Here is a 25595-nt window from a genome sequence, read left to right as displayed (position 1 = left end):
TGAAGAATAGTTCGAGAGACTGGCCTTTATTGTTAATCATCATGTCCCACTATCGTTAGCTCGACTTTTGACTGCTTTACCATGACTACCTTCGGGTTTGAAACGAAAAGCTCCGCCGCCCAACCACTTGAAAATCACGCGAGTCAGCTAGTTTCTGCTCGTATTCCACATTGGCTCCATTCAGTCGAAGGTACCGCTTTGTCTTGCACGATTTGCAATCTGTCGCAAAGCCACTGGGTTGTTGATGAATCAGCTTAACTGGACTTGAGCAAACCGGGCATCGCTCAAGTGCCATGATTTCCTTCTGTCTTCTGCCCAGCTCGCTGACTTGATCAGCTGCATTGTCATCGAAAAGTGACCGCTCAACCCTGGAAAGATCTCCCGTGGTCAGAACCTCTACAACTCGAATCTCATGTCGTTTCGGTTCTACTACCAAGCCTTTAATTTCTTTGGCAATTCTTAGCGATTTGGCTGGGACTTTTAAGATCGGGCAACCGTATCCAGTCACCAGTTCCCTCTGTAAAAGCTGGTCAATTACATAACCAAATCTTTCAACACCATAAAGGTCGAACGGCGATAGCTGCACCCATACGCCGTCGGTAGCAGCTTCAGTGGAGGACAAGTGATCGTCACTCAAATTTGGCCAAGCCAATACTCTCGATAACGTGCCGTCAAGATTTTGCTTAATTTGAGGGACCTCTGGACGTTCGCCCAGCCCCATCCAAGGAACAACTTCCAAGAGGATTTTTTCTAATCCGCTTGAGTCATTGGAAGATAAAAGCAAGTGCCAGTTGAGCCCTACTTGTCTTAATACAAGATTTAGCCCGGCCCAACGCGATGAAAGCTCAGTTCCGAGATAAGGCACCAAAGCATGACGAAGAACCAGACCGGCGTATCTCGAATAGGTTACGTTCAGTGCTTCGTTTCGCGCCCTTCGTTCCTCAGGCGTAGTCCGCTTACCGCCAATAACACTCCTTAATTCATTCCAAAGGACAGGTAAATGGCGGTAATGCTGATCATGGCTCAGGATATTCGTAAGATGCAGCCCATCTCCAATATTCGCGGTGCGACTCACCAACAGGTAAAGGCCTCTCTGCTTGAGACCTCGAACTATCCCAAGTGCATTTTCAAGATGTTCGAGCGTCTCGGCGAGCTGTTCGGATGCTTTGCTGGTTGAATACTGCGTAAAGGCTTTTCCCCAAAGCCTGCATATTTCGTCGGTCAGGCGATGATGAAGATCATTGGCTCCATAAAATTCCAACGCCTCATTAACGGCGGACTGAATCTGCTTTAGCGTGCCGACTCGTTTACTCAAATACTGCTCGATTTTGTCGAGCAGCCGTGCGTACACACGATTTTCATAAATATTAAAATCGTCCTCGCTAAACCGGGCCTTCACCCTCTTGGGTATAACGCCCGACAATGTCTGACGCTGCCAGCATTCAGAATGCGAGGCCAGGTGAACTAACGCACCTTTGGCCAACTTCTTCGCCCTGGCGACATCCGTGACCTCTTCTTCATAGTGCAGGTCCAACCTTGGTCTCATCGATATCTGATGAAGATGCCCTGCTCCAATGATCTCCATCAGCTTCAAGTCAAATGAGTTCAGATGACTGTCGTCATCAACTACACCCTCAGGCATTAATGGAGATGCCAGCTCAGTCTCACTCTCAATGCTTGAATCTATCGTATCCAGGATGCGCTCGAATAACTCTGATTTCTGGGCAATTGCCTTGTCCGGCAGCCTAAAAGATTTTCGCTCCCCACCCACATTGGCAATTTCGCTCCCATCATCGACCAACAGACCGCTCGCTGCCACACTCAAAGATGATGAATCACCAGCCATCAGCTCAGCCAGGTAACGGCCGGACTCGATAACGTCAGGCAGACGATCGATATGTTGCCCGGTCAACCGATCCACCCACATTAAAACCCGCCCTCTTTCCGTTTGATGTCTTTCTCCAAAAGTTCAAGTGAGGTCGCCGGAAGGCTATCCAGGCTCGCTTCACTCCAGAACGCTTCCAGTGAGGACATCAATTTTCGAACAGAATCTGCATTTACATCGAAACGACCTGTCACCTTACCCTGTCGCATTATTCTGCTAGCGAGCAAATGATCCAGTGCCTCACCACTGGTAGCCCCTGATGACATCATAACGGGGACAAACCTGAGTGCCTGCTTCTCAAAGCGGTTGCCCCACCCCAGACCAAAGTCATTTTCAAGCTGTCTCGTGAAGTCGTTCTCGGTTAATTTACCGAGCAAAGCTTTCACAGAGGCGGCGTGTTTCTGGCATGCAGTATCAAAGGCGTATTGCAGAGAACTGTATGAATAGCTCGCAGGCGGATAATCCTTTATACGGAAACTGTGATCCTGCTTCGGAAGCGTCATCACATGGGAGCGATCATAGGTCTTGTCAGCTAACTCATTCGTCGTCTCGTCATGGTTTGCCGTACCGATAAACCAAACGTTATTTGGAACAAGAATCTGACGACCATCCATCAGCATTCTTGGTGCCCCGGGCAACGCTGTTTCAGAAAGGCTGATTAGTCGCTCGGCCGGATTATTTTTTTCAAGAGCGGACAAGAATTCTGCGAAATATTGCTCTGGCCGAGAGAGGTTCATCTCATCAAGCAGGATCACATTACAAGAGTCTTGCCAGCGAGGGGTCTGTGCCTTATATAGAGCTTGCAAGCAGTCCTTCTCGTAGAAACGGCGCTCAAAGGCGTTGAAATGACCCAGCAAATCGTCGCGATCTCTCCAGCCTGCCTGCACGGCTATGTCCTGACAGAACCCTCCCATGGCCTTAGCAAAGGCCTTCGCAAGGCTCGTTTTACCCGTGCCACTAATTCCTTGGAACACGTGTAACTGACTCATAGCCAAACCGCCGAGAAGCAGCCTGATATCCTCAATCGGATAGAATAGCTCCACATTCTTTTCAGCTCGGGCAATACGGTGCTGAAGTTCTTCTGCAAAGGACTTCAAATCTGGCACATGCTCAAGCTCGATGCTGGCCTGGAAGGCTTTATCAGTGTCCATGATCGACATCGCCGGGAATGCTGTTTTGGCCTTTTGCGCATTGGTCAACTGATCAATACGGGTTTCAAGATCGTCAATGTGGATTGTTAGCGTGTTTTTGTGAGACTCGAGAACCCGCTTCTCCCGGGCAATGGCTTCAAGCTCCGTAGCAGCCACACGCTTCACGCTCAACTCTCGACGCGCTTCGTCAAGTTCCGGGCGCAGAGCGGTGATGTCTCGCTCCAGGTCTGACACTTTATCCCGTAGATATTGATTGTCTCGCTGCAACTCAGCGGTATCTGAAGATTCCAGCTGTCTTTTAAGGTCGCGATTTTCAGACGTCAATCTCTCTAAATTCTCAAGTATTTCTGCTGGAGAGCGCTCACCCAGTGCGGAACCCAACTCCTGGAGGTCATGCAACCGTTCTTGTAGCGTCTGAACCTTTTCCCAAGCCTTCTCTCTCTGTGCAGATATCTTCGCCAACTCGAGCGCAAATCCCTGGCGCTCGGCTTCCACTCCCTCAGCTATGCGATTATCTAGCTCAGCTTGCTCTGTTCCGAGTTCTGACCACTCCCGCTCCAGCCTTGTTCTATCGCGACTTAGCTTTGCCTTTGTCTGGCTGAGCTCGTGCTCCCTCGCATCAAGTTCGTCAATTCGCTGAGTTTCTGCCTCAGAACAGCTATGCCTGATTTCTCCGAGCTTTCGTGCAGCCTGCTTTAATTCCTCTCCAAGCGCAGTCTTCTGATCCTGCAAATCCTTCAGATCTGATTCTCGCTGGACAATAAGCTGACGCTGTTGCTCTTCCAGTTGCCTCAGTGCTTTTTCATTTTCTTCTGCAAACCCTGCCTCTGCATTCGCCTCTCTCTGCTTGAGCAATCGCTCGAGGCTCAAAAGATTATTTTTCTTGTTGGCTAACTCAAGCTCCAGCTCGTCTATGTCAGCAATTCGTTGCTCCAAAGCCTCTCTATCTACCTCAACCCGCTCAGCTTCAAGTTGCAGGCGTTTGTTTTCGGCATCGTTTTCTTCACCGAGCTTGCTGGCCTGCTCCCAGCGTTGGAGATATTCCTCGTTGAGCTTCTCGTGGTACTTGCTGAGCTCCTTACATATCTCGGCAAATCGCTCAATCCAACGCGCTATCGCGGGAGAGTCGTCAGTTTTCTGGAGCGAATCCAGGACCCGATCGATCAATTCTTTGTCGACGTCAATTTCTATATTTGAACCAGTCGCTTGATAGACTTTCGACGCATTCTCAAATGAAGCTGCCCAAATTGGAGCAAACTTTTCCAGTGACGCGGGCTGACGCGAAGATGCCGTCGGGGCTCCCGTTGCCACCGGCGGTGCATTACGCTTGTTTCCATTCTTTTTAGCCATTACATCCAATCCTTAAAGCATTCCGTGAAATTCTTTGCATACGTAATCTGTGCTATCACGACATCCTGAGTAATCTCTGTCGACTTCCGTTGATTGAAGCGACTCTGCCCGTGACTACTCTGGTTTCGAAGGTCAGCAAGATCTAACAACTTCAACATTTGTAAGTCCTCAGCTTCCAGGATTTTCAGCGGGTGCTGATCTTCGTTAAGCGCCCCCATTCCGGCGGCGAAAAGCAAGGCTTTAAGTGAGCTTGTGGGGTTCTGGCATGCTCTTATGATCTGACGCAAATCCTGACGCGCCAGTGTTCGGACGACATCATGAGTAAAAGATGGAATCCCAAGTGCACCGAGAAGCCGCTCATTCAAACTCCAGTCCGACTTTCTGCCAGGGGGTAACTGGCCAACATTTGCCGGGTATGTTCTGATAAGCCACTGCATAACCACTTCTAGAAGCTTCTGACAGTCACCCAGAGCAGCCTCCAAATCAGAATCCCAAGTCGTGCCTGATTCAATCTTGCGCTGCCACTTTAATAACCTCGCGAAATATCGCCTTATGTCAGACTGAGCCTCTACCCACGGGTACTCGATCAAAATATCCAGTTCCGTTCTCTTTTGAAGCTCTCTCATCCACTCTTCATTGGTTAACTCTCCTGCGTCAGGAATACCAATCAGCGGCGCCAGGAATTTCCGGAGATTAGTGTCTGAGTCCAGCAGCTGTTGTATTGGTTGCTCAAGCCACCATGCGCTCTCTCTGAGACCGAACGGATCCTTTACTGACCAGAGTTCGTCTCCCTCTTCATCCCCCGTTACCCAAACAACAAGCCTGGCGGCCTCCGGTGAATCGTCCAGCCGCTGAAATCCTTGCAATCGCACTAAATCGGATGACGAGTGCCCACCGTGCAGTTGCTGGCTGGCCCGAAAGTCTTTCCGATAGTCACGGTAGGCCCGAGCGAGTGACTCGTTGTCTAAAGCAGGCAGGTTTTGCATTTTTGGTCCGGCGAGATAGGGCCGGAAGGTATGACCGGTCCGCCTCTCAAGAGAAAACACTGGAAACCTGGCTTGCGGATCTAAGGGCTCAATTTGTTCGAGCCTCGTTACCATTCGTGGCCAGAAATTTCCGCTTATCGCGTCCTGAATCAGGAAGCCAGCCTTGAGATTCGACGACTCATCTTCCTCATCGTCCAGCAGCTTGTGTCCTTTATCCGTCAGAGCATCTGCGTCCGAGGTCAACAAGCCATGACTAATCCCTTGCGCAACGATCAGGGCGATCAATTCCGGGTGTAGACCAGTCAGAGCGGCAATATCATCCTGTCTGTCGCGTTTGGCCCTGATCAGTCCGAGAACCGCCCGCTGAAACAAATTCAACTCGGGCTGCCTTGGCTCAGGATAGAGAACTCGATGAACGAGGATCGGCCAAAGAATCGCTTTTGATTTTGACCTGGGCCGATCGATGAATTTGAGGTAGCTGCCAGTTTCAACGAACGCTGCCATGGGCACCTCCACATAGTTCGTAGAAAGCTGCCAGCGCAGGAACAGCGTCTTCGGCATCAGGGTTGGTGGCAAGGTTGGCATCACCAACGCAAATCAACATTTGTCGCTGACGACTCATTGCCACGTTCATTCGGTTTGGTAACCGTAAGAAGCCGAACTGCCGATTCAATTGCTCTTCCCTCGCAGCGTCATCATCCTGCTGAGTTTTTGCTGTATGTGCAGGTTGATAAGTTCTCACGCAGGACAAGAACACCACATCAAACTCCTTCCCTTGGAAGGCATCCACTGACCCAACCCTTAGCCGCTCTTCTTGGCTCAATGATCCATCCGCGTTCTGTTTTCTTGTCCACTTGAAATCATCATGAGGTTCGAACCCGCCCTCTTGTCTGACCATTAAAGGCTTTCCGTCAATTTTCGTCTGCGCCAGTTTTTCCATGATGAGATCGCGCTGAGCGGCATAGAATGTAATCACGCCAACAGAGACGGATTCTCCACCGGCCACCATCACCCGCCGAACTTCATCCACGATACGCTCAGCCTCTGCTTCTCTAACGCGACTCGTCCCTCTCTTGCCAGCTTTGCCCTCTGTGAGTGGAACGTTAACCCATTGGCATACACGTTCTTGGTAGTGACGGCTCAGCTCCTTCATGCCATTCAGGAACGAATCGGAAAAAGCAAAATCCTCTGCCTTTCGACCAGACTGAACCTTTCCAAGCCCCGCAGCCTCGTAGAAATGTTTGCTCACAAAATCCCCCAAAACAGGATGCATACGGAACTGGGTATCGAGCATGACAACTCTCCGGATGTTGTCCTGCCGTTCGAGATCCTGGAGTTTCACTCTCAGTCGCTCAAACAAGCTTGATCGAAAAGCTGCCAGTTGCTGCTCTGTAAGGTCATGCTCCTCCTGCAACTGTCCCTCAATGTTGGGTTCGAGCATATGTGGTAACTGCCGATCATCACCCACCAGAACAATGCGCCGCTTGGCCATTGCCATCGGTACAAATAGGTCCAGCGGATTTGCCCTAGCAGCCTCATCAACAACCACAGTCTCAAACTCGATTTCGGTAGCATCAAAACCCGCAATCGACTTTAGATTGGCCATTTGCTGGCCAGCCGCTTGCTGGCAGGTAGCACCAACCACCATGGAGTATTCATCAACTACTGATCGAGCAGCCTGGCGATCAAGCCTGAGACTATCGGAGAGCTGCTCAAGTACCCAGGCGACGCCTTGCTTGCGCTCCTGAACCTTTCTTTCGATCAGCCGTTCCAGAGTGTTCAACAGCTCGAGACCTCTCGAATCAATTTTGAACCTGAGCGCTGGGGGCCGGTAATCTGGCAGGTATTGATCGAGTAGTCGGTTCTTAAGGCTAGCGAGCTGTTTGAGGGCCGCATCATTTACTTGTTCGGTGTCAGCCAATTCCTCGAGCAAGGAGAGATTTTCAGGATTACCACCTGGATCATTGCGCTTCAGCCAACTCAGTAAATCCCAGGCACGATCAGCCCCGTCGTCTTGAAAAGACACCGCAGTATCCCGTAGCGCCCTGATCTTTCGCAGGGCATTGGGGTCCATTCGCCCTTTGCTGGCCGCGACCTGACGGTTACGCCCCAACCAGTCAATGTACTCCTCCAGTTCCGCCTCTGTTCTTGGTGGTAGGATTAGCCCATAGGCTGAGAGCTCCCTGACTCCATCAAGAATTCGCTGAAGCTCATCGGCAAGTCGGGCGGGTTCATAACCAGCCACTCTTGCAAAGGTCAGGGCTTCGGACAACTTCTTGATTTTCTCCAGCTCTGGATATCTTACGTACTCCAGCTCAATCTTTTCTTTAAGATGCGCTGTCTGCCGGTCCAACCAGGGGTCTATCAGAGCAGCTTCGTCAGCAGCACCACGCTTCCCACCTACTCTAGTTGCCGGTAAACCCAGCACATCACTGCGATCCAAAGCATTATCAACTGCATCATGCTGGAAACTGCTGATGAGAACCTGCCCGGAAAGGTTCTGATCCTGTGATTCCTCCGCCAGCCGCCTTTGCAAAGCCGCAATTACCTGAGTCTTGCCCGTGCCAGGCGGGCCAATAATGATCGCCAAATCTGGCGTATTGAGCGCAGCGTCCAATGCCTGGATCTGCTTTTCTGTTGGCTTTCCGCCCTTGAACGTCTCTTTGGCGTAAGGTGTGAGCCCATCAATTCGTCTTCTGCGAGCAGCCGGAACAGCAACGCCCTCCAGGAGCCATTTCAATTGTGGCAAACGTTTTCCGGAATCAATTGATTGCTTGGCTGCAAGCCGGCGCTTACCTGCGGTGCGGTGTCCCGCCAATGAAAGATACAGCCAACCCTCTTTCTCGCGCGGCTGAACAGATTTTCGATTGGAGGCTGGCCTGAAAATTAAGTGATCATGTTTGAAAACGATCGTACCTCGGGGCGTGTTCGCAGAAGCATTTTCGCTTTCATCTGTCGTCAACTCCTCTGTCCAATCTGGTGGGTTCATTCCGATATCCACCTGGCGGTTCGATGGCAGATCAAGACCACTCCAACGATCGCGAAACTCTCGATAATCATCGGGTGTTCGCGGAATCAGGCGCCAGGCGTTCTCGCGCCCATCTTCAAATGCCTCCCAGTCTACAAATCTCAAAGATCGTAATGTCTCCGCCTCTTTCAGAGCGTTCTGCCATTCCTTGTCGTTGTATAAATTCCATAATTCCAGATAACTTTCGTTATCGCGCAACGTCGCATCCAGGATGGCTTGCTGAGAGCCACTGTTCAGCACAGCCGCTACGGATGCATCTACAAAATTGAACTCTCCAGTTAATAACGAGAACGCACTGTCTTTCCTGACATTGCGAGTGACTCTTTTGACCAGCAAGGCGCCATCATCCCTGCGTTCAATATCTGCTCGCCAACCGTTACCCAACAACTGAAAACTACCCTTGGAAGCTCGGTTGGAGAATCTCGCAAGGGTAAGCCAGCGCTCATCTTCTACTTCCACGACGAAATGGGATTCAAACCAGCGGCAGGCCAGGTCAACATCCCTCTCACCTATCTCCTGTTTGCCATAAAGGTCATCAAGGATCAGCTCATCAAGGCCAAGCTCCAGCCCCATGGGTGCAATTTCGACCGGAGTACAGTACTGAACAAGCAATTGGCCTTTGCGGGTTGTGGTTAACAACCATTGCACCTGGTCGCGCTGCGCCAGACGTTCAAAAAGAATTCGATCAACTGGACTGCAGCTAACAATGACACGAGCATTGCCCTGAATAGCCATCCAATCATCATCGTATGGCTGAAAAAGAACCCTTTGGCCGGCCTGAAAACCACTTAGGTCTTCTTTGCTCGATAAGGTGAGCAAGTCCTCGGAAAACAGCGGAAAGTCTTTAAGCTCCATGATTGATCACCACCTGAACTGCCAGACGATGTGCTGGTCTGTCAGCTCACCGATGTGAATCCAATACGGCGTATCGTATTTCCCACGGAGGCTCTCCTTCAGTCCCTGATAGCCCTCCACTGGCTTTATCGTGCTACCGCGCTGAACGTGAAGGGTGCCATCCGGTAACGGACGGATTCCTAACCCCTTCTCTGTGTACTCAACTTTCAGGTGGTCTTCCGGCCAGCGGTCATAACTGAAAGTCGGCATCAACCGCTTTAACTCACGTTTGTCGCCAGGCTGCAGGACGACCTTGCGGCCAGTGGGCACCCAGTCATCCACCTCCGGAGCGGCGCCGTCTTCATGGGCAGGAACAATGAACTCCTCGAACAAAACCAGGTTGTCATCCAGAGGAGACGGACAAAAAAAGCACTCTGCGTCGTCCTCATTGAAATGCGCGGGTAAAAGATTATGACCGCCACAGCCTTCGCAACTCACCATGCGCTCGTCGCATTCAGTCAACGCCTCCAACCACTCCGACATGGAGGGACGCTCCGCCGGATTAGCCAGCCCATCCTCAAAGCAACGTCGGAACAGCTCGGGCAAGCGGCTGTGTTCGATGAACTGCACAGGAAGATTGCCCGAACACTCGTTGTCAAAATCTTCGGAGTGGTTAATCCAGGGATGCTCACCACGCAGGGCCGCCTCTTCATCCTCTGGCTCTCCATCATTAACCACGTCGCCCTTGAACGGATGATTGTGGGTCAAGAGTTGGTAGGCGATAACCGCAAAGCTCCAGGAGTCCGTGAGGCTTGAAAGCAACGAGTCGCCCCGCACAACCTCAGGAGCGCCGTAATCAACCGTGTGCAGAGTAAGGCCGCTATGAGATTCAAGGCCGATATTGTCACAGTCGATCAGCCAGGTTTCGGCATGTTCAGGATCGTCTGAAACAAAAATATTGGACGGTGAGAGGTCGCCATAAAGCATGCCTTTCGAGTGCAGCTGATTCAGTGTTCTCGCCAGCTGACAGAGAACCCGAACACGCCTGCGAAGCCCGCCCTGTTTTAGGTAGTCTTCAGAGGACGCATCCCCAGCTTCGATGAAACTATCAAGCAGGCTTTGCAGAGGGACCAAGCCATCCATAAGCTCCATAACGTAACCGTTACGAGGCGGAGCAAGCATGATCAAAGGCTTGGAGAGTTTTAGCCCGCCAAGGTCCTGTCTAACCAGCCACTCGATGTGCCGACGCCAGCGCCCTATCGCCTGATCATCTTTATTCGTGAAGCCTTTTACGAGCACCTGGGGATGACTAGTTCGATAGACGACACCCTGCCCGCCCTGACTCATCTTCTGAACAAGCTGATAACTAGCTCCCTTAGTATCCTGAACAACGCGAGGGGCTTTTTGTTTGGTTGCTGTACTCATGTGCTCAATCCATTCTAAAAATGCTTGCGATGGTTTTGTCATCACCATGGCGCGGTGTGGACCACTGCTGAAGCTCGCTCTCGAGCCAACGCTTCATTCGTCTCTTGCTGCTGCGCCGCTGGCGTCGATAAATGGCATCGAAAAATGGTTCCAGCTGCTCGGGGATGAGGTCATCCGAGATTCCGTCCGTCATTAGCAGCACACCGTCCCCTGGCGCGATCAACTCAATATCAGCGCCGGTGGCGCCCACAGTGTCCGCCTGTGCAAGCGTCGTCGTTTGATTGCCAAAACCCTCCCCCTGCACCGTTAAAACCCGGAACCTGCCCTGGCTTCGTATGAGAGCCAGGCCATCCCCGGCCTGCCCAATAATCCCTCGTCCGTAACTATCAACCCATGCCCAGAGACAGGTGGTCTCATAGTCGTCATGGCATCCCGAGAACTCGGCGCGCCAATTGCGACTCAGTCGTGATAGAACATCGGCACTGGATAAGGTGGCACTTCCGTCGAGAATAACCTCACGAGCTAACTCAACTGCTCGCTGTGAGCCAATGTGGCTAAAACGACGGCTCCCCAACCCATCAGCGACTGCAATAAACCGACCGCCATCACGCCCGCGCACAGAAATAGCATCCTGATTTGGAGAACCATCTTGTTCGTGGGCTGGACCCCGGACCGAAGCCCCGGCTGATGCCAGCCTCATCAGAATTCCCAGTCCTCGTCGTCATCGGCGGGAATCTGTAGCGGGGCCGACTGGTTTGGCTTAGCCGACTGACTGCGCGCACTGACACTCATCGTGACCGCACGAAAGAACCGGTGAATGTCACGGGCGTTTTCCGCATGGAATAGCGGCGCTTCCGGATCATTCGCAAAATCACTCAGCATGGCCTCGTCCGCATCGGAACCAATGGCCATGGCAAACCGCGTTGCCTTGGCAGCTCGCTCACCATTCACGAAGCTTTGGAAAGGCCCCTGCCAGTCATCATTCGGATAGCCATCGGAGATGAGAACCACCACCGGCTTGTAGGCCCGGGAAGGGATGCGTTCCTTGTCTTCAATAAGCTCATTGGCGATAGTCAAAGCGCCCCCGAGCGGTGTCATTCCTGATGCTTCGAGTTGAGTGATGCCCTCAATCTGGTGGGCCGGGGTCAATGGAAGAATCATCTCCGCCTTGTTGCCACCAAAAGCAATCACCGAAACCTGGAGCTCAGCTCTCAGGCGGCTTTCGGATGCAAAGCTCGCCACCATGTCTTTCAAGCCCCGATTCATAGCCTCGATCTTGCCATCAACCGACATGCTGCCACTGGTGTCTGCCAACACAATAACTGGCAGTGGGCGAGCTGTTTGTACCTGGAATTTTTTAAGTTCCGACATCTGTTAATCTCCTTGAATCACTAAATAACGCATCTGACTGATCTTCTCTCCACAGGACTGCGAGAACCATGCCAGAACTTTAAATCATTACCTTTCAATAGCTTGAAGATAAAACTCACAAGGAAGGAAAAGCGGAGGGTAGAACTATTTACTGGAGAGTAATTTTTCTTACCGGCACTTCCTTTGACTTTCATCAGCGCACATTCAGAAGCTGGAAGCCCAGCTCCTTAGTCCAAGATGTGCCAAAGCTCCTTCAGCCGAGTAACCGTGTGCTCCCATTTTGGTGTACGCGGTCTGGCCACTGAATTCTGATTGCCAAACAGACCAACTTCATTGATTGCGCTGGTGACAGGAACCTTGTGAAGCCAATCTACCGGCACAAAATACTCGGCCTCGTCCTCACCACAATCTGCTGCCATGTAATATTGGCCCTGTATCGCCTTATCCGCGGTGATGAACTCATCGGCAACTACCGGATGGCCGGACACTTCTGCTACACCAACGTAGCCCGTACCTGGGATATTTACCCAAACGCGATCACCTGGTTTGAGCATGAACAACGTTTTGCTATACCAACGCCCACCACCTGCGGAAATAAACCCATACTCTGCGGCATCCTCCCAGCTGCGCCCACCCGGCGAGGTGCCAAAGCTGACATAAAATTCACCGTTCCAGTCACCTTTCTGCCCTGTATTTGCTGCACGCTCTTCCGTCTCAACAGGATCAATCATCCAGGACCGACTGAGGTACAAACTCTCCCCATCCCGGAATACGGAAAAGAAAACGGCATTCACCGCAACACTGGCCTTATCGTTGAGGTAGTTGATAATGCGTTCGGTGCTCGCATCAAGTTCAGCGGCAACGATCACCATCTGGTGGGAACTGTTGATCTCGTCCTCGACCGGCGCGACTCCAAACCTGGCTTTGAAGGCTTGATCGAATGTTCTTTCTGGAAGGCCGTGTCTCTCGGCAAATTCCGCGTAAATCTGGACAAACTTTTCAGAGGAGAGATTCTCGACCCAGGCAGCGTAATCGATGGTCTGCGCAACGACATCCCGGGGCGTTTTGTGCTTCTTGAGCTCGATAATGATGATTGAGCCCGTCGCATCAATCGCCAGCAAATCGATGTACTTGCCGAAATCGGTGTATACCTGGCGACCAATCAATAACCAATTGTCGCTTAGGATGGAGATGTCCTTGGTGATTTGTTCTTCAAGTAGCGACTCGCTCTCCAACTTCACCGTTGACAAAGCCTGGGGCTTTTCACCGATCTTCCAGATGCCGTGTTGGACTGCCATTAATATTGCTCCTCAGTGCACTCCTGTCCGGAAACAAACCCCACAGTGGGTTCCGCCAGCAAAGCCATGGTCATACCTAAAACCGCCCTCGCCTGAGAGCGCGTGAACTCCTCATTGCCATGAGCCCCCAACTGACAAATATTCTTGAGCTGCTCTCGAAGACTCATCAGGCGCTCTATAGAGCTCATATCCTTCCGGTCACTGGAATGTGCTTTCTTGTTAGCAGCGGCCGATGCCTGCTTATCCTCACGCAACGCTTCAACCTGCTCGACAATGTGCCGACACTGCATAACAGCATCTTTGTAGTGCCCTATTTCGATAAATTCCTGAGCCTTTGAAAACAATGCCTTCAAATCGCCTGAAGCATTCGGTAGCGGAACTTCGAACAAAAGAGTGTTCCGATATTCGGCATTTCTCAGCGCATCCAGCCACTGTTCCCGAGGCACAGTAATATCCGTGCAATCAAAGCTCGAAGTCAGTTCATCGTCCGATGTAACCAGTGCCCTCAACCCAAGATTCAGTTTAAGATCATTCTCCTCACGATACTCCTCGAGCGAATTTACCTGTGACCCACTGAGTACCATCTCGAAGTCAATTTGCTCACTGCTCGAAAAGCTGTGGCACCGAATGATACGAGTTGAAGAAGGAACCGAAGTTACTAGGGGCCGTAAAGGATCAGCCAAGGCGATCGACAGGGTTATATCGAATAACATCATTTGACTGTGGCAAGGCAGCCGATTACCTCGCATCACAAAGGTAAGGCCATATCCACCAGCCGCCTCCCGACCGTGAACCTTCAATTGATCGAACTCGACTATGTAGTTCCCGTTGTACCTGATAGGTAACCGCATGATTAAACCTGTAGCTCCATCGACTGGGACAAACTCGTTGCCAGTCCTGCTAAATTTTTCACTTTATTGAGAGCCAATTACGGACAGCTCTGCCATCGTTGTTTTCTTGATATAAAGAGCAGTACTTCCTAACAACTTCAGGCCTTCTTCATTAACCTTTTTGATGCTCAACCCAGGCTGGACGATTTCAATATGAAACTTAAGAGGGGTCGTACGAGATCTGTCCCTAAAGGCTGCAAGATCTTTAATGCCTCCCTTAAGAAAACGTGAATAGCCGCGAGGGCGCCACTGCTCCTCTCGTCGTCTGATATGGTGGTAAAGATAATTCAAGTTCAAATGCTTCCAACGCACACTGCGCTGAGCCTGGCCGCAAACCTCGTAAAGATCCTTTAAACGAGCGCCTGGCTCATCATCATTGGAATATTTCAGGTGGACCAGGGTAAGAAGCATACCGTCATCCAGCATCTTCAATGCAACCAAATCGGCAGCTTCACCAGATCCATCATCGTTAATAATGAGATCATATTCATTGCAGATGTGCATAAAGTAACGCCACTGGATGGAACGATCATTCTGTCCATACCCCATTGATTCAACGCGGATGTCGGTACCTTGCCAGTCAAAAGGAACTATGTCGTCCTTTCTGTACAAGCCAACGCTTTCACGGACATGGACAATCTGAGCGTTGTAGGAAAACGCACTGTCAGCATAATGAATGGTAAATGGGTCAGACACCATGTATTCGGGCAAAGAAACGGCATCCGAATCACCTTTCTGAATGGCGACTTCGGGCCCATCTACTAACTCGTAATCATAGCCTTTAGTCGTGGCCTCATCGTCGATGACAAGCTTATAGATAGAAGTCTCTGCGTCACAGCGAATAGAAATTCTAACGCTGCCATCTTGCTCTCGCCCGTCTGTTTCCACATCCACTGCGAAAAGCGGCACGGACACCTCACCAAAAAATACATCCACCTTATCCTCGAAGGCGGTTAACAACTGCTCTCCCAGCTGCACTGACAGCGGATAGCTCTTGTGAGGAGCGCGCATCCGCTCCGGCCTCAGGAAATTCTTAGTAAAATTGTGTTCAGCAGGCTGCGCAGAAATGACCTTATCCCAAGCTTTTTTGGCCCAAGCACACCAATCAGCAATCGAGCCACGTTTTTGTGGAGACCAAACCTTTCCCTTCCGCTGCGAACAGCCCCACACGACCCGGTTTCCGGACTCATACCCCAAAGCTGCGATATTGCTCAAGCTGGAGCGTTCTGACTCAATTAGCGATAATCCCTCGGTTACATTTGGACCAAAATACTGCGTAAAACTAATGGCGCCTTCTTGTGCCGTCCCGAGATTGCGGGCTAACGGGTATTCAATTCCGTTAAAGACATTAAAGACTTGATCGCCACTAATCAGTTCGCACTGACCTAGAGCTATCGCCTCGGCCAAAGCTTCCACACGAAAAGTTTTATAGTCATTGGAGAAAACGAAAAGGGCATTTCGTTCTTTGTCCCAATGCGCGATGAGTAGTTTGAAGTTTGTGTCTCTGAGGTCCTTATAAGATCCCCATTTCACTGGCGCAGATTGGATCGCGAGTACCACCAGCAAGTTTTCATCGGATGAAATCGCATGCCAATACTCATCAAATTTGGGTAGTTTCTCAACGAAGCGCTCAGGCTCCCAGTTTTCACATGAGGTCCGAAACAGCGTCGCAGTGTAGGAAGGTTCAAGATTCCACAAGGATATCTGCTTGTGCAAATCACCTTGCTGCTTCAGCGAATCAACAACCTCCTGAAGTCGGACTTCGCGCTCAATGCGATTCTCGGATAGGCGTCTCAAGACGCTATCCCAGTCCGCCCCCTGGGAATACAGATTCTGTAGTTCACCTTCCACATCAGGGTCCGCAACATTCATCACAACACTTGCCTTCCCCAAACGTTCTTTGTGACTGACCCTCGTAAAGCGACCAATGAACTGGAGTGTTACCGCCAGGCTTTTGTGGTGGTCATGCAAGGCTGCGACTTTTAAATTAGGCAAATCATAGCCCTCGCCGAGCATATCCACGCAAATGACAATCTTGGACTTCCTTGCCAAAAGGCCTTCAAGTCGTCTCCTGATCTCCGGTTTTCCGTAGGTAGAGTGCACTACGACTGGCTTTAAATCCGCAGCAATGCCCTCGTAAACGGAAAGCAGCGCCTCCGCTTTAGACTTGCTTGACGTTCGAGCCATCATAAGATGATCCAATCCTTGGGCCAGATCCTCTCGCAAGCGTTCCACAGCCACTGCGGCTATTTCAGTATCAGTCCGATCCTCGTAGTACTCTTCAACCGGCAGGAGATCCACATGGGTAAAATATCCAGCGCGCTGTGCTTCCCCCATGGTGTAGTTAAAGATAACCCGACCACCCAAGGCTTTTTTATCGTTACGGAAGGGTGTGGCTGTAAATTGAAGAACCTTTTTGCCTCGAAAACGTTCAAGAACCTCTAGCCAAGACTTAGCAGAAATATGATGGGCTTCATCAACAAATAAATGAGAGCAATGTTCACAGAGTCGGTCGACAGCTTCTGGCTTTCCTGCTGAGAGAACGCTCGTAGTTGCAACGATCACATTTGCCGAATTTGCGAGTTTGTCAGCATCTTCCGTGGTGCGAATTCCTGATTTAACGACTGCGACAGCGGGGAGGTTAATCCCTCCAGGCACAACCCCCAATTCGGGCAGATAACCTAAGTTCAAAAACTTGCCTGCAATCTGGGTTCGAAGGGAATCGGACGGAACGATAACCAAGATTTTGTCGCACTTTTGGTAGACCATGGCTGCCAACATAGTCTCCGTTTTACCTGTGCCAGTTGGTAAAACGACGGTTGCGGGATCTACCTCTCGATCAGTAGCAAAGTGGGCAGATATTGCATGCAATGCCCCAAGTTGTGGCCGACGAAGACCCAGTATTTCATCGTCTAGATTCTCTTCTTTAAAGAAAAACTTTCCGCTCCACGATCGAGTTATTTCTTTTGGAGATAGTCCGGTAAGTTCATCTGGGATCCTCTCCCAGACAAGTTGAACCTCGGATGACAATTTGGCTATGTCGAACGCTCTTTTTCCTTTTAGCACCAGCGCGCCCTCCGGACAGCGTCCTCTCGCACCCGGTCTCTTAAGATAGATGCAGTCAAAAGGTGGACACAGCCGGCTGTCAAGTTTTAGGTAACCCTTATGCTCAGAAGCTTTCAATGTTGCGTCGACACACCTCGATCGCACCAATAGGCGCCGTGCCGAATTCCCCCCCATTCTCTTCGTTATAGCGTACTGTTCAGGAAGAGTGAGAGTAACTTTCAGTGGTTCAAACAAATCCATCTGGTTTGCCCTTACAGATCGCCGGAAAACGCATTTTGACTTAGTGAACCGAATAACGACTCTTGGTCTCTTAATGACAGGGACTGCTCACGCTTGAGCTGAGAGATTTTTTCGTATTGCTTCAGGAACTCGTGTTGGAGATCTTCCGAAGGTAATGCGATTGGTGTCTTAGCAATCAAACCCACGTTTAATGTCGGTTGAGCGACGGCCCGAGTTTCTCTAGCAAAATAGCCTTGGACGACTGGGTTCTGCAGATAGCGATATAAATACTCTCGGTTAACACTCTCTCGCACGGGAATTCGGGTTACTGCTCGGGCAATATTCCAACCCTTCATTCCGTCACTCACCCAACCCACTTTGCCGATACTACCGACGCAAGCAATCAAAATCTCATTACCTTTGAGCCGTGATTTTCTATGCTTTCGATCAATAGCATTTGAAACTCTTCGCAAAGAGGAGAGCTCTGGAGGCCGGTCACCCAAATCTCCTGAACGAACGAGGGGAATCCCATTCGAGTCATGTTCTCCGGGCTGAACCACGCCGTAATTCAGTTTATCTTCAGGGTCAATCAGGCTGCCCAACTCGACTATTCTCCACCCCTTCGGATTTGTCACCGGATCACCAAACATATCCAGAAACACAGCCCGAAGGAATTCATCAGCGAGCTGAATGGCTTCCTGGCGTTTGCGGCGAATGGCATCGGCTTTGTCGAGGATGGTGGCGATGCGTTTTTGTTCGGACAGCGACGGGACCGGAACAACATTCTCCTTTAAAAATTTAAAGTGCCTACTGTATCCCGCCGACTCAATCCGAAGAGATCTTAGATAGTGGTACAAGAACTTCTTGTCTAAGTCAGCTTTAGGTTCCAGAATCTTGGCGCCATCTGCGCCAAGACAAAATGGCTCGCTTATGAACTTGAACAATCGCGTATGATCACCGAACACAATCGCTGGCGTTGCCGCATTTGCCAGCATCCCGGGGTCATCAGTATAGCCTCCGAATAGACTTTGCCCTTGATCAACCACGGGGTACGTACCTGCATTTAGGTAGTCCTGCTTTGGAAGTTTCGGATTACCTGCGGTTACATCTTTTACCGCTTCGATGAACGGGAGGACGTGCCAATGCGGAGGAAATCGACTCATACCAACATCCCCTCCAACTCATCTAGATCGGCCAAGATCTCTTTCTCCAGTCCTTTGAGCCGGTCTAGAATCACCTTAGGGTCTTCATACTCCTCCTCCTCGTACACCACTTCCTTGTAGCGGTTGATGGAAAGGTCGAATTTATTGCTGGCGATGTCGGAGGCGCTTACTACAAACGCCTTTTGAGTTTTGTCGCCGAAGGCTTGTTCAATGTCTTCCGCCCTGGCATTGGCTTCCACCAACTTGCGATACTGCTTCCATCTGGCGATAGCATCCGGCAAGTCATTGCTACCCTCGCCTTTCAGCTCAGTGCGTTTATCATCAAGGCTGAAACCGTCGGCTAGCAGATCGTAGAACCAAACACGGTCTGTAGTACCGCCTTTTGTGAACATCAGGATCGCCGTACTCACACCTGCATAGGGTTTGAAAACACCACTGGGCAGACTGACGATACCTTCCAGCTGGTTGTTTTCGATCAGCTCCTTGCGCAGTTGTTGGTGGGCCTTAGATGAGCCAAACAAAACACCGTCCGGCACAATCACGGCGGCACGGCCACCCAGCTTCAGGCCTCGGAGTATGTGTGCCACGAACAGCAGCTCGGTCTTCTTGGTTTTTACCAGGCCCAGCACATCCGGATTGGTGTTGGTTTCGTCCAGGCTGCCCTTGAACGGCGGGTTGGCGAGGATGACGTCGAAGAAGTCTTCTTCCTGTTCCGGGTAATGCTCTTTGATGGATTTGTTGAGGCTGTCCTGATAGAGAATGTTGGCCCCGTTTACCCCGTGCAGCATCATGTTCATGCTGCTCACACGAAGCATGGTGGTGTCGAAGTCGAAGCCCCAGAACATCTGTTTGTTGATGTGGTCTCGGTAGGGTTCGAGCATGTCCCCGGTGTAGTGGAGGTTGCCTTCTTCATCGGTAAAGGTTCCCGCTTCACTGGAATACTTTCTGTTCAGGTACTCCATGGTTCGAGCCAGGAATCCTGCTGTTCCGCAGGAGGGATCGCAGATAATGTCGGTGGGCTGCGGGTCGATCAGCTCGATCATCGCATCGATGATGTGTCTGGGGGTGCGGAACTGGCCATTGATACCTGCCGTGGTCAGTTTGCTCAGCAGGTATTCGTAGATATCCCCCTTTACGTCGCTCTGGGTGAGCGGCAGGTTGTTAACCATTTCGACCGCTGAGACAAGTACAGATTCGTTCTTAATCTCCAGATCCGCATCCTGCATGTATTCGCCGATGTGTCCCAGTGCCTGGGCGGCGCTGCCTTCTGTTCCAAGTCCCTCTTCCTCTGAGTGCTGGCCGAGGCTGGCGAAATACGGATATACATGAAGCTTCAGATGCCGGTGCAGCTCTTTGCCACTCATGTGGTGGAAATTCTTCCAGCGCAGGAGCTGGCCTTCCGGAGTATCCGGGAACAACCGGTCAAAGGGTTTGCCAGTTCGCGCCGCCTTACGCTCTGCCATCTCTTCCTGCATGTCCAGCATCCGGGCAAACATAAGGTAGCTGATCTGCTCGATGACGGTCAGAGGGTTGGTGATGCCCCCGGTCCAAAACTTTTCCCAGAGCTTGTCGATGTCGTTACGTAATTGACCTGTGAGCATTTAATGGATCTCTTCATTCGATGTTTCATCTGAGGTCTCGTTTTCCGGTTCCTCAGATGGAGTATCAGTTTGATTGGTCAGGTGCTGATCAGAGCCCTGCTCTTCCAGCATTTCTTGCTCCTGTTCTTCCGGCTCATCGAGCGGTTCAACAATCAGGGCAAGGCGCTCAGACTCGAAGTCTGTATGGGCAGGCTCGATCTGTGGCAAGGATTTGCTGACTTTGGTTGAGAGCTGGCTAAAACGATCCACCTTGCCATAGAGCCCCTGCTGGCCTGCCAGAGCCGTAACGGTGTTGTTGTAATGGTTGCTTACGGTCTTCAGTGTGCCGCCTAGCTTATTCAGCCGGTCAGCAACCACACAGACCTGGTTGAAAATCTCCCCGGCCTTCTCGGAAATTTCCCGGGCCTCGGCGTTGCTTCGCTCGATCATCCACAGATTGGAGACTGTGCGCAGAATGGGAATCAGAGTGGTGTGCGAGACCAGTACGATATTCTGCCTATAGCCGTATTCAAATAGCCCCTTGTCGTACTTAAGGGCCTCGATGTAGGCGGGCTCTATGGGCATGAACATCAACACGAAGCTGGGGCTACGCATGCCGATGAGGCTGGTGTAATCCTTGCTGCTCAAATCGTCGATATGGCGCTTCACCGCTTTAACATGCTCATCCATCGCCAGGCGTGACTCCTCAGGCGTTTCCGCGCCCACCGCTTTATCGTATGCAACCAGGGAAACCTTGCTGTCGATGATGATCTGTTTGTTGTCGGGCAGGCGGATCAGGTAGTCGGGGCGTTTCTTCTTGCCTTCCGCGTCCTTGAATTCGCCCTGAGCGTCGTAGTGCTCGCCTTCGATCAGACCGCTCATTTCCAGAGTCCGGCGCAACTGAACCTCACCCCATGCACCTCGCTGCTGAGAGTCGCCCTTCAGAGCGGAGGTCAGGTTGTTGGCTTCTGCACTCATCTTCATGCCGATTTCCAGAACGTCACGAATCTTTGCGTTCATCTCCGTCTGGCCGCGCACGGAAGATTCATGGACGTCATTCACCCGCTTCTGGAACCCTTCAATTTGTTCCCGGAAGGGCTTAAGCATGCTGTCTATACTGCTCTGGCTGGTTTGGGTGAAGGTCTTGCCTTTCTCCTCGAAGATCTTGTTCGCAACATTTTCGAACTCTTTGGTGAGGGATTGCTTGGCCTCACCCAGTTGCTGCATCTGTTCTTTGAAGTGCTCTTCTTTGCGCTCCAGTGTGGTTTTGAGTTCCGTGTGTTCACCGCTGAGGGACTGGTAGCGCTCCTGAAGCTCGGCGTATTTATCCTGTTGAGCCAGCAGATTTGCCTTAGTTTCCTTCAGTTGCTCTTTGGCATCCGAGCTTGAAGATTCGAAGGCCCGCGACCTTTTGCCTTCTTCTGCGAGCCTTTCTTTCAGCTGACTGACCTGCTCCCGTTCTGCCTGAAGATCCTGATCTGAGCGCGAGAGTCGCTGACGAAGTTCTTCTACTCGATCCTGATGGGCACGGTTATCTGCCTGAGCGTTTTCCAGCTGTTTCTCTGTCTCGTGAAGGCGCTGGCGCGATTCTTCCAGCCTCGCATGCGCAGCCGAGAGCTCATCTTTTTGGCTCTGGAGCTCGCCGGTAAGCCGTTGCTCGTTGGATTGGGCGCCGGCCAGCAGCGCTTGCAAGCGGCTTTCTGCCAGATCCTTTTCATGCACAGAGGCTTCGAGCTCTTTGATGGCAGTCTGGGCAGCTTCGTCACGTGCCTTCGCTTGCTCCAGGTCCTCCTGAAGTTGCTCCAGTTGCGTAGCAAGCCGGGTAGACTTACGGCCTTGCAGCACAGATGCCAGCAAAAAGCCCAACCCTGCCAACACAGCGCCAATCAGGCTGGCCATCACGATCAGTTCTGTGGTCCATTGGATATTCTGCATCGTTATCCCTGTAGCTCTGTGGCTGGTGTTTCTGGTTTCAGGAAAGGTTTCAGTACGGTGATCAACTCGCCCACATCATCCGGTTTGAAAACACCGTCGATTCCTTCGTGGGAGACTGAGGTAAACGGCGCATCGTAAAGGGTTTCGACGACGATGGAGCCATGTTGGGCGATGTAGTTTTTCAGCAGGTTCATAAACCGTACCTGCTGAGCAGTTAGCGTCGGGTGCGCATGAAGGAACTGTTTGAAGTGTTCCTCGACTGCCTGGGGATCAAGACCAATGATTTCTCTGACCGTGACATCCAACTGGTCAGCCGTGCGTCCGTAAAACTGATTCAGTACATCTAGGCTGACCCCGGGGTTCGTGGTTAGGATTGTGGATGTCAGCGATTTGAGATCAGACTCGGCGATTGTTTCGCCATTATGGATTTTCTGAAGAATCGGATTGTTTGCGAGCATCTTATCGAGAATACCCTTCAAGCGCCGGCGGTAGATCATGGCTTCGTTTGCGCCGGTGATGTAGACCTCGCGCTCACTGATCCAGACCTCCCCATCCTTGGTTTTCGTAGTTTGCGTACCGGCACCAGGATAAACCTGAGACTTCCGATACTTCATAATGCCACGCAACTCCAACCGGGCATTTTCCAGCTTTGCGATACTGGGATCCGCCCAGAATGAGGCACTTTTTACTTCTTCGATTACTTTGTCTTTCTGACGAACGGCCTGGATATTGACTGCTAGCCTCTCGACTTCGGCTATGAGCGCCGTTTTGCCATCTTGGAAACAGCTCGCCTTTTCCACCAGGCAGCGCTCAATCTCTGCCATGAGTTTGTCGAGCGCTGTGGCGTGTTTATCCCGAAGTACCCGGCTGGACATAAGCGGGGCTATGGTTTCGGCCAGAAGGTGCTGCGTTCTAGCATCCAGTTTGTCCAACAGATCCGTCTGCTGGAGCTGATGAACCACTCGCAGGTTACGGCGAACGGCAATACTTTCATCCGGCAGGTCATTGATGTCTTCCTTGAGCAGGCGTACACCAACATCGTAACCGGCGGCATGATTCTGCTTCAGGGCCGCTTGTGCGAGGGCCAATCGTTCCTCGAAGGTGGCTTGGAGGAGTGACTTGCTGCCGGTGTCTTCCGGCTCTTTGTATTCCTCTTCGAAGAAATCAAAGTTGCCGTAGTGATCAAAGATCAGGAACTCGGTTTTGTCCTGTCCGGGACCAAACAGGTTTGGACGCAAGCGTGTGCCGCGGCCAATCATCTGCCAGAACTTCACCCAGGATTTAACCGGCTTGGCAAAGACCAGGTTAACGATCTCAGGCACATCAATGCCGGTATCGAGCATGTCGACGGAGATGGCAATTCGGAAATCGTTATCCGGTTTTTTGAATTCTTTGATCAGGCTATCCACATGGGGAATGTCGTTATGGATAACCTTGCAGACCTTGGTACCGTATTGGGGGTACATATCGCAGAACACCCTTTCGAGATGCTCTGCGTGGTCTTGCCTCTGGGCGAAGATGATCGTTTTCCCAACCAGTGACCCGGTTTCATCTTTGATACCGTTTTTAATCAGGTTTTCCAGGATGACCCTATCTGTTTCCTCACTGAAGATTTTTCGACCGATGTCTTTTCCGGCAATCCTGGTATTGCGGGCCTCTTCCTCGCCCAAGTCCTCTTCTAGCTGTTGCTGTTGCTCGGGCGTCAGATCGGTGTAATGAATACCGTCGCGAAGGAATTCGGTGGTCAGGTCCTTTACCCGGAACGGCACCAGATAGGGTGGCTCGTTATTGATCGCCGCATCCAGCCCAAACTCGAAGGTTGGGTCTGTGGTTTCACAATCAAAAATGTCGAAGGTGTTACGGCTGATAAACTTGACCGGTGTCGCGGTAAGACCGACCTGCAAGGCATCGTAGTAATCGAACAGATCACGATATTTGTTGTAGATACTGCGGTGACTTTCATCGGCAATGATCAGGTCGAAGAAGCCCACATCCAGCTGAGCAAACCGGTTCATCATTCCGGGATAGGTGGCGATGTAAATGCGTGCGGATTCGTCAATCTGGCGGGTTTCACCGATGATGCAGCGCGGCTCACTCGGCAGATTTTGCTTGAACGCATCATCAGCTTGAACACGCAGCTCTTTTCGGTCACACAGGAACAGAACCCGCTTGGCCCAGCCAGTTCGCAACAAAAGCTCAGCGAGGGCAATGGCTACGCGCGTTTTGCCCGTACCGGTTGCCTGGATGATCAGCGCCTTGCGCCGTTGATTCTGGAAATGTGCTGCAACTGTTTTGATGGCTTCAATCTGGTAGGGACGGTCTGCAATCTTGAGCTCCGGATTGAAGCGCTCCAGTTCAGCAGCGCGATAGTGGCGCTGGTAAATCAGGTACTCCAGACTTTCCTTGCTGTAGAACCCATAGACTGGGCGATAGGCGTTGTATTGGTGGTCGTCCCAGATAAAGGTTTCATAGCCATTGCTGTAGAAGATGACCGGGCGCTGGAACCCCATATACTCGAAAGAGTTGGCGTACAAGCGAGCTTGCTCGCGGCCAGCCTGAAGGTTAACCGTTCCAGATTTCTTGGCCTCGACCAGCGCTAATGGCTGCCCATTGTCTCCCCAGAGAACGTAGTCTACATAGCCCTTCCCTGAGGGGTTATCTGGGAACTTTACCTCTACTTCTTGGCCAACCTGGGCAGGATTGCCAATGTCCCATCCCGCCTTCACCAGCATCGCGTCGATCAGCTGAGCTCTGGTCTTGGCTTCGTTCCATTGGAGGGAGTCAGCCGCCTGCTGGCTTCGCTGTTTACGGGCTTGCTGCTCAGGTTCAGCTGGCGGCCTGAACGCCTCTGCCTGCTTGGCGCGCTCACGGTCCAGTTCGTCCATTACTCGATCGAGCTCTTCCTGCTGCTTTTCTATATCTCTCTTGTAGCTGGAGACCGACTTTTTGAGCTCAACAATGGTGTTGGTCGGATCTGGGATTTCTTTGAGAGATGGCAGATTCTCCTTTGGTTCCCCGCAATAGGTGAGCGCCATGTAGCCCGCCAGCTGATGTGCGGTTGAGAGCGCCATCTTTGCGCTTCGCAAATCTCCCTGGGCACCATGTGCGGAATCATTGCCTTGAACACGAAGAAAGTTGATCTGATGGATCAATGACTTATCGACACAATCAGCGAATACCGGATTTTTAACCAACTCATAGAAGCTGGACTGAGGCAATCTCGGCAGAGACTCTTCTTTGTAGATGGTCTTGGTCATCTCCTCGGCAAAGCTGCGCAGCCTTGTAAGGGCGCTGCCGGGGTCGACGTGAAGAACGGCCTCTGCCAAACCACCAAGATTTGCCAGGACGTCGTACTTTGGCCGAAGAAACTCAAAATTGACCGATTTCATAAAAGATACTCTGCTCATGCTGATC

The 25595-nt window shown here is 51.4% G+C and carries 14 protein-coding genes; all 14 read right to left on the bottom strand.

The genetic code is table 11. From position 1 onward, the window contains the following. Positions 1-85 precede the first annotated feature (85 nt). The 14 genes from ARC85_RS18050 to ARC85_RS17985 all read right to left on the bottom strand — a co-directional run bounded on the left by ARC85_RS18050 (position 86) and on the right by ARC85_RS17985 (position 25570). Positions 86-1927, bottom strand: coding sequence for a hypothetical protein (locus ARC85_RS18050; RefSeq protein WP_286715706.1), 1842 nt, complete (start codon positions 1925-1927; stop codon positions 86-88). Then, positions 1927-4386, bottom strand: coding sequence for an AAA family ATPase (locus tag ARC85_RS18045; protein ID WP_286715704.1), 2460 nt, complete (start codon positions 4384-4386; stop codon positions 1927-1929). The genes ARC85_RS18050 and ARC85_RS18045 overlap by 1 nt, the downstream gene beginning before the upstream one ends. Further along, on the bottom strand, positions 4386-5876 hold the full coding sequence (locus tag ARC85_RS18040) for a hypothetical protein (RefSeq protein ID WP_286715702.1): 1491 nt from the start codon (positions 5874-5876) through the stop codon (positions 4386-4388). Before ARC85_RS18040 ends, ARC85_RS18045 begins: the two co-directional genes overlap by 1 nt. Then, positions 5860-9255 carry a DEAD/DEAH box helicase gene (locus tag ARC85_RS18035; RefSeq protein WP_286715700.1) on the bottom strand — a complete coding sequence of 1132 codons (3396 nt, stop codon included), beginning with the start codon at positions 9253-9255 and terminating at the stop codon, positions 5860-5862. Before ARC85_RS18035 ends, ARC85_RS18040 begins: the two co-directional genes overlap by 17 nt. Positions 9256-9261: 6 nt before the next feature. Next, positions 9262-10659, bottom strand: coding sequence for a protein kinase domain-containing protein (locus ARC85_RS18030; protein ID WP_286715698.1), 1398 nt, complete (start codon positions 10657-10659; stop codon positions 9262-9264). 4 nt (positions 10660-10663) lie between these two features. Continuing rightward, positions 10664-11359 carry a PP2C family serine/threonine-protein phosphatase gene (locus tag ARC85_RS18025; protein ID WP_286715696.1) on the bottom strand — a complete coding sequence of 232 codons (696 nt, stop codon included), beginning with the start codon at positions 11357-11359 and terminating at the stop codon, positions 10664-10666. Beyond that, on the bottom strand, positions 11359-12030 hold the full coding sequence (locus tag ARC85_RS18020; protein ID WP_286715695.1) for a vWA domain-containing protein: 672 nt from the start codon (positions 12028-12030) through the stop codon (positions 11359-11361). Before ARC85_RS18020 ends, ARC85_RS18025 begins: the two co-directional genes overlap by 1 nt. 227 nt (positions 12031-12257) lie before the next feature. After that, positions 12258-13328 carry an endonuclease NucS domain-containing protein gene (locus ARC85_RS18015; protein ID WP_286715693.1) on the bottom strand — a complete coding sequence of 357 codons (1071 nt, stop codon included), beginning with the start codon at positions 13326-13328 and terminating at the stop codon, positions 12258-12260. After that, positions 13328-14179, bottom strand: coding sequence for a hypothetical protein (locus ARC85_RS18010; protein ID WP_286715691.1), 852 nt, complete (start codon positions 14177-14179; stop codon positions 13328-13330). Before ARC85_RS18010 ends, ARC85_RS18015 begins: the two co-directional genes overlap by 1 nt. Before the next feature lie 63 nt (positions 14180-14242). After that, positions 14243-17284, bottom strand: coding sequence for a DEAD/DEAH box helicase (locus ARC85_RS18005; protein WP_286715689.1), 3042 nt, complete (start codon positions 17282-17284; stop codon positions 14243-14245). 251 nt (positions 17285-17535) lie between these two features. Next, the gene (locus ARC85_RS18000) at positions 17536-18666 is read right to left on the bottom strand and encodes a restriction endonuclease subunit S (RefSeq protein ID WP_286715688.1); all 1131 of its coding nucleotides are present in this window, start codon (positions 18664-18666) and stop codon (positions 17536-17538) included. Continuing rightward, positions 18663-20267: a type I restriction-modification system subunit M gene (locus ARC85_RS17995; protein ID WP_286715686.1), complete on the bottom strand. Its 1605-nt coding sequence runs from the start codon at positions 20265-20267 to the stop codon at positions 18663-18665. The genes ARC85_RS18000 and ARC85_RS17995 overlap by 4 nt, the downstream gene beginning before the upstream one ends. Then, positions 20268-22181 carry a DNA recombination protein RmuC gene (gene rmuC / locus ARC85_RS17990; protein ID WP_286715684.1) on the bottom strand — a complete coding sequence of 638 codons (1914 nt, stop codon included), beginning with the start codon at positions 22179-22181 and terminating at the stop codon, positions 20268-20270. 2 nt (positions 22182-22183) lie between these two features. Then, a complete protein-coding gene (locus ARC85_RS17985) occupies positions 22184-25570 on the bottom strand; it encodes a DEAD/DEAH box helicase family protein (RefSeq protein ID WP_286715682.1) in 3387 nt (1128 codons plus the stop codon). Between the last annotated feature and the right edge of the window lie 25 nt (positions 25571-25595).

The organism is Marinobacter sp. tcs-11 (assembly GCF_002049515.1).
Classification (GTDB): Bacteria; Pseudomonadota; Gammaproteobacteria; order Pseudomonadales; family Oleiphilaceae; genus Marinobacter; species Marinobacter nauticus.
The sequence above is the reverse complement of the archived record's forward strand: the minus strand, read 5'-3'. Positions and strand labels throughout refer to the sequence as shown.

Excerpts from the sequence above, each read along its gene's own strand:
- ARC85_RS17985 (WP_286715682.1), bottom strand. The coding sequence starts at position 25,570 with ATGAAATCGGTCAATTTTGAGTTTCTTCGGCCAAAGTACGACGTCCTG.
- ARC85_RS18050 (WP_286715706.1), bottom strand. The coding sequence starts at position 1,927 with ATGTGGGTGGATCGGTTGACCGGGCAACATATCGATCGTCTGCCTGAC.
- ARC85_RS18025 (WP_286715696.1), bottom strand. The coding sequence starts at position 11,359 with ATGAGGCTGGCATCAGCCGGGGCTTCGGTCCGGGGTCCAGCCCACGAA.
- ARC85_RS17995 (WP_286715686.1), bottom strand. The coding sequence starts at position 20,267 with ATGCTCACAGGTCAATTACGTAACGACATCGACAAGCTCTGGGAAAAG.
- ARC85_RS18015 (WP_286715693.1), bottom strand. The coding sequence starts at position 13,328 with ATGGCAGTCCAACACGGCATCTGGAAGATCGGTGAAAAGCCCCAGGCT.
- rmuC (WP_286715684.1), bottom strand. The coding sequence starts at position 22,181 with ATGCAGAATATCCAATGGACCACAGAACTGATCGTGATGGCCAGCCTG.
- ARC85_RS18040 (WP_286715702.1), bottom strand. The coding sequence starts at position 5,876 with ATGGCAGCGTTCGTTGAAACTGGCAGCTACCTCAAATTCATCGATCGG.
- ARC85_RS18030 (WP_286715698.1), bottom strand. The coding sequence starts at position 10,659 with ATGAGTACAGCAACCAAACAAAAAGCCCCTCGCGTTGTTCAGGATACT.
- ARC85_RS18000 (WP_286715688.1), bottom strand. The coding sequence starts at position 18,666 with ATGAGTCGATTTCCTCCGCATTGGCACGTCCTCCCGTTCATCGAAGCG.
- ARC85_RS18010 (WP_286715691.1), bottom strand. The coding sequence starts at position 14,179 with ATGCGGTTACCTATCAGGTACAACGGGAACTACATAGTCGAGTTCGAT.
- ARC85_RS18020 (WP_286715695.1), bottom strand. The coding sequence starts at position 12,030 with ATGTCGGAACTTAAAAAATTCCAGGTACAAACAGCTCGCCCACTGCCA.
- ARC85_RS18045 (WP_286715704.1), bottom strand. The coding sequence starts at position 4,386 with ATGGCTAAAAAGAATGGAAACAAGCGTAATGCACCGCCGGTGGCAACG.
- ARC85_RS18035 (WP_286715700.1), bottom strand. The coding sequence starts at position 9,255 with ATGGAGCTTAAAGACTTTCCGCTGTTTTCCGAGGACTTGCTCACCTTA.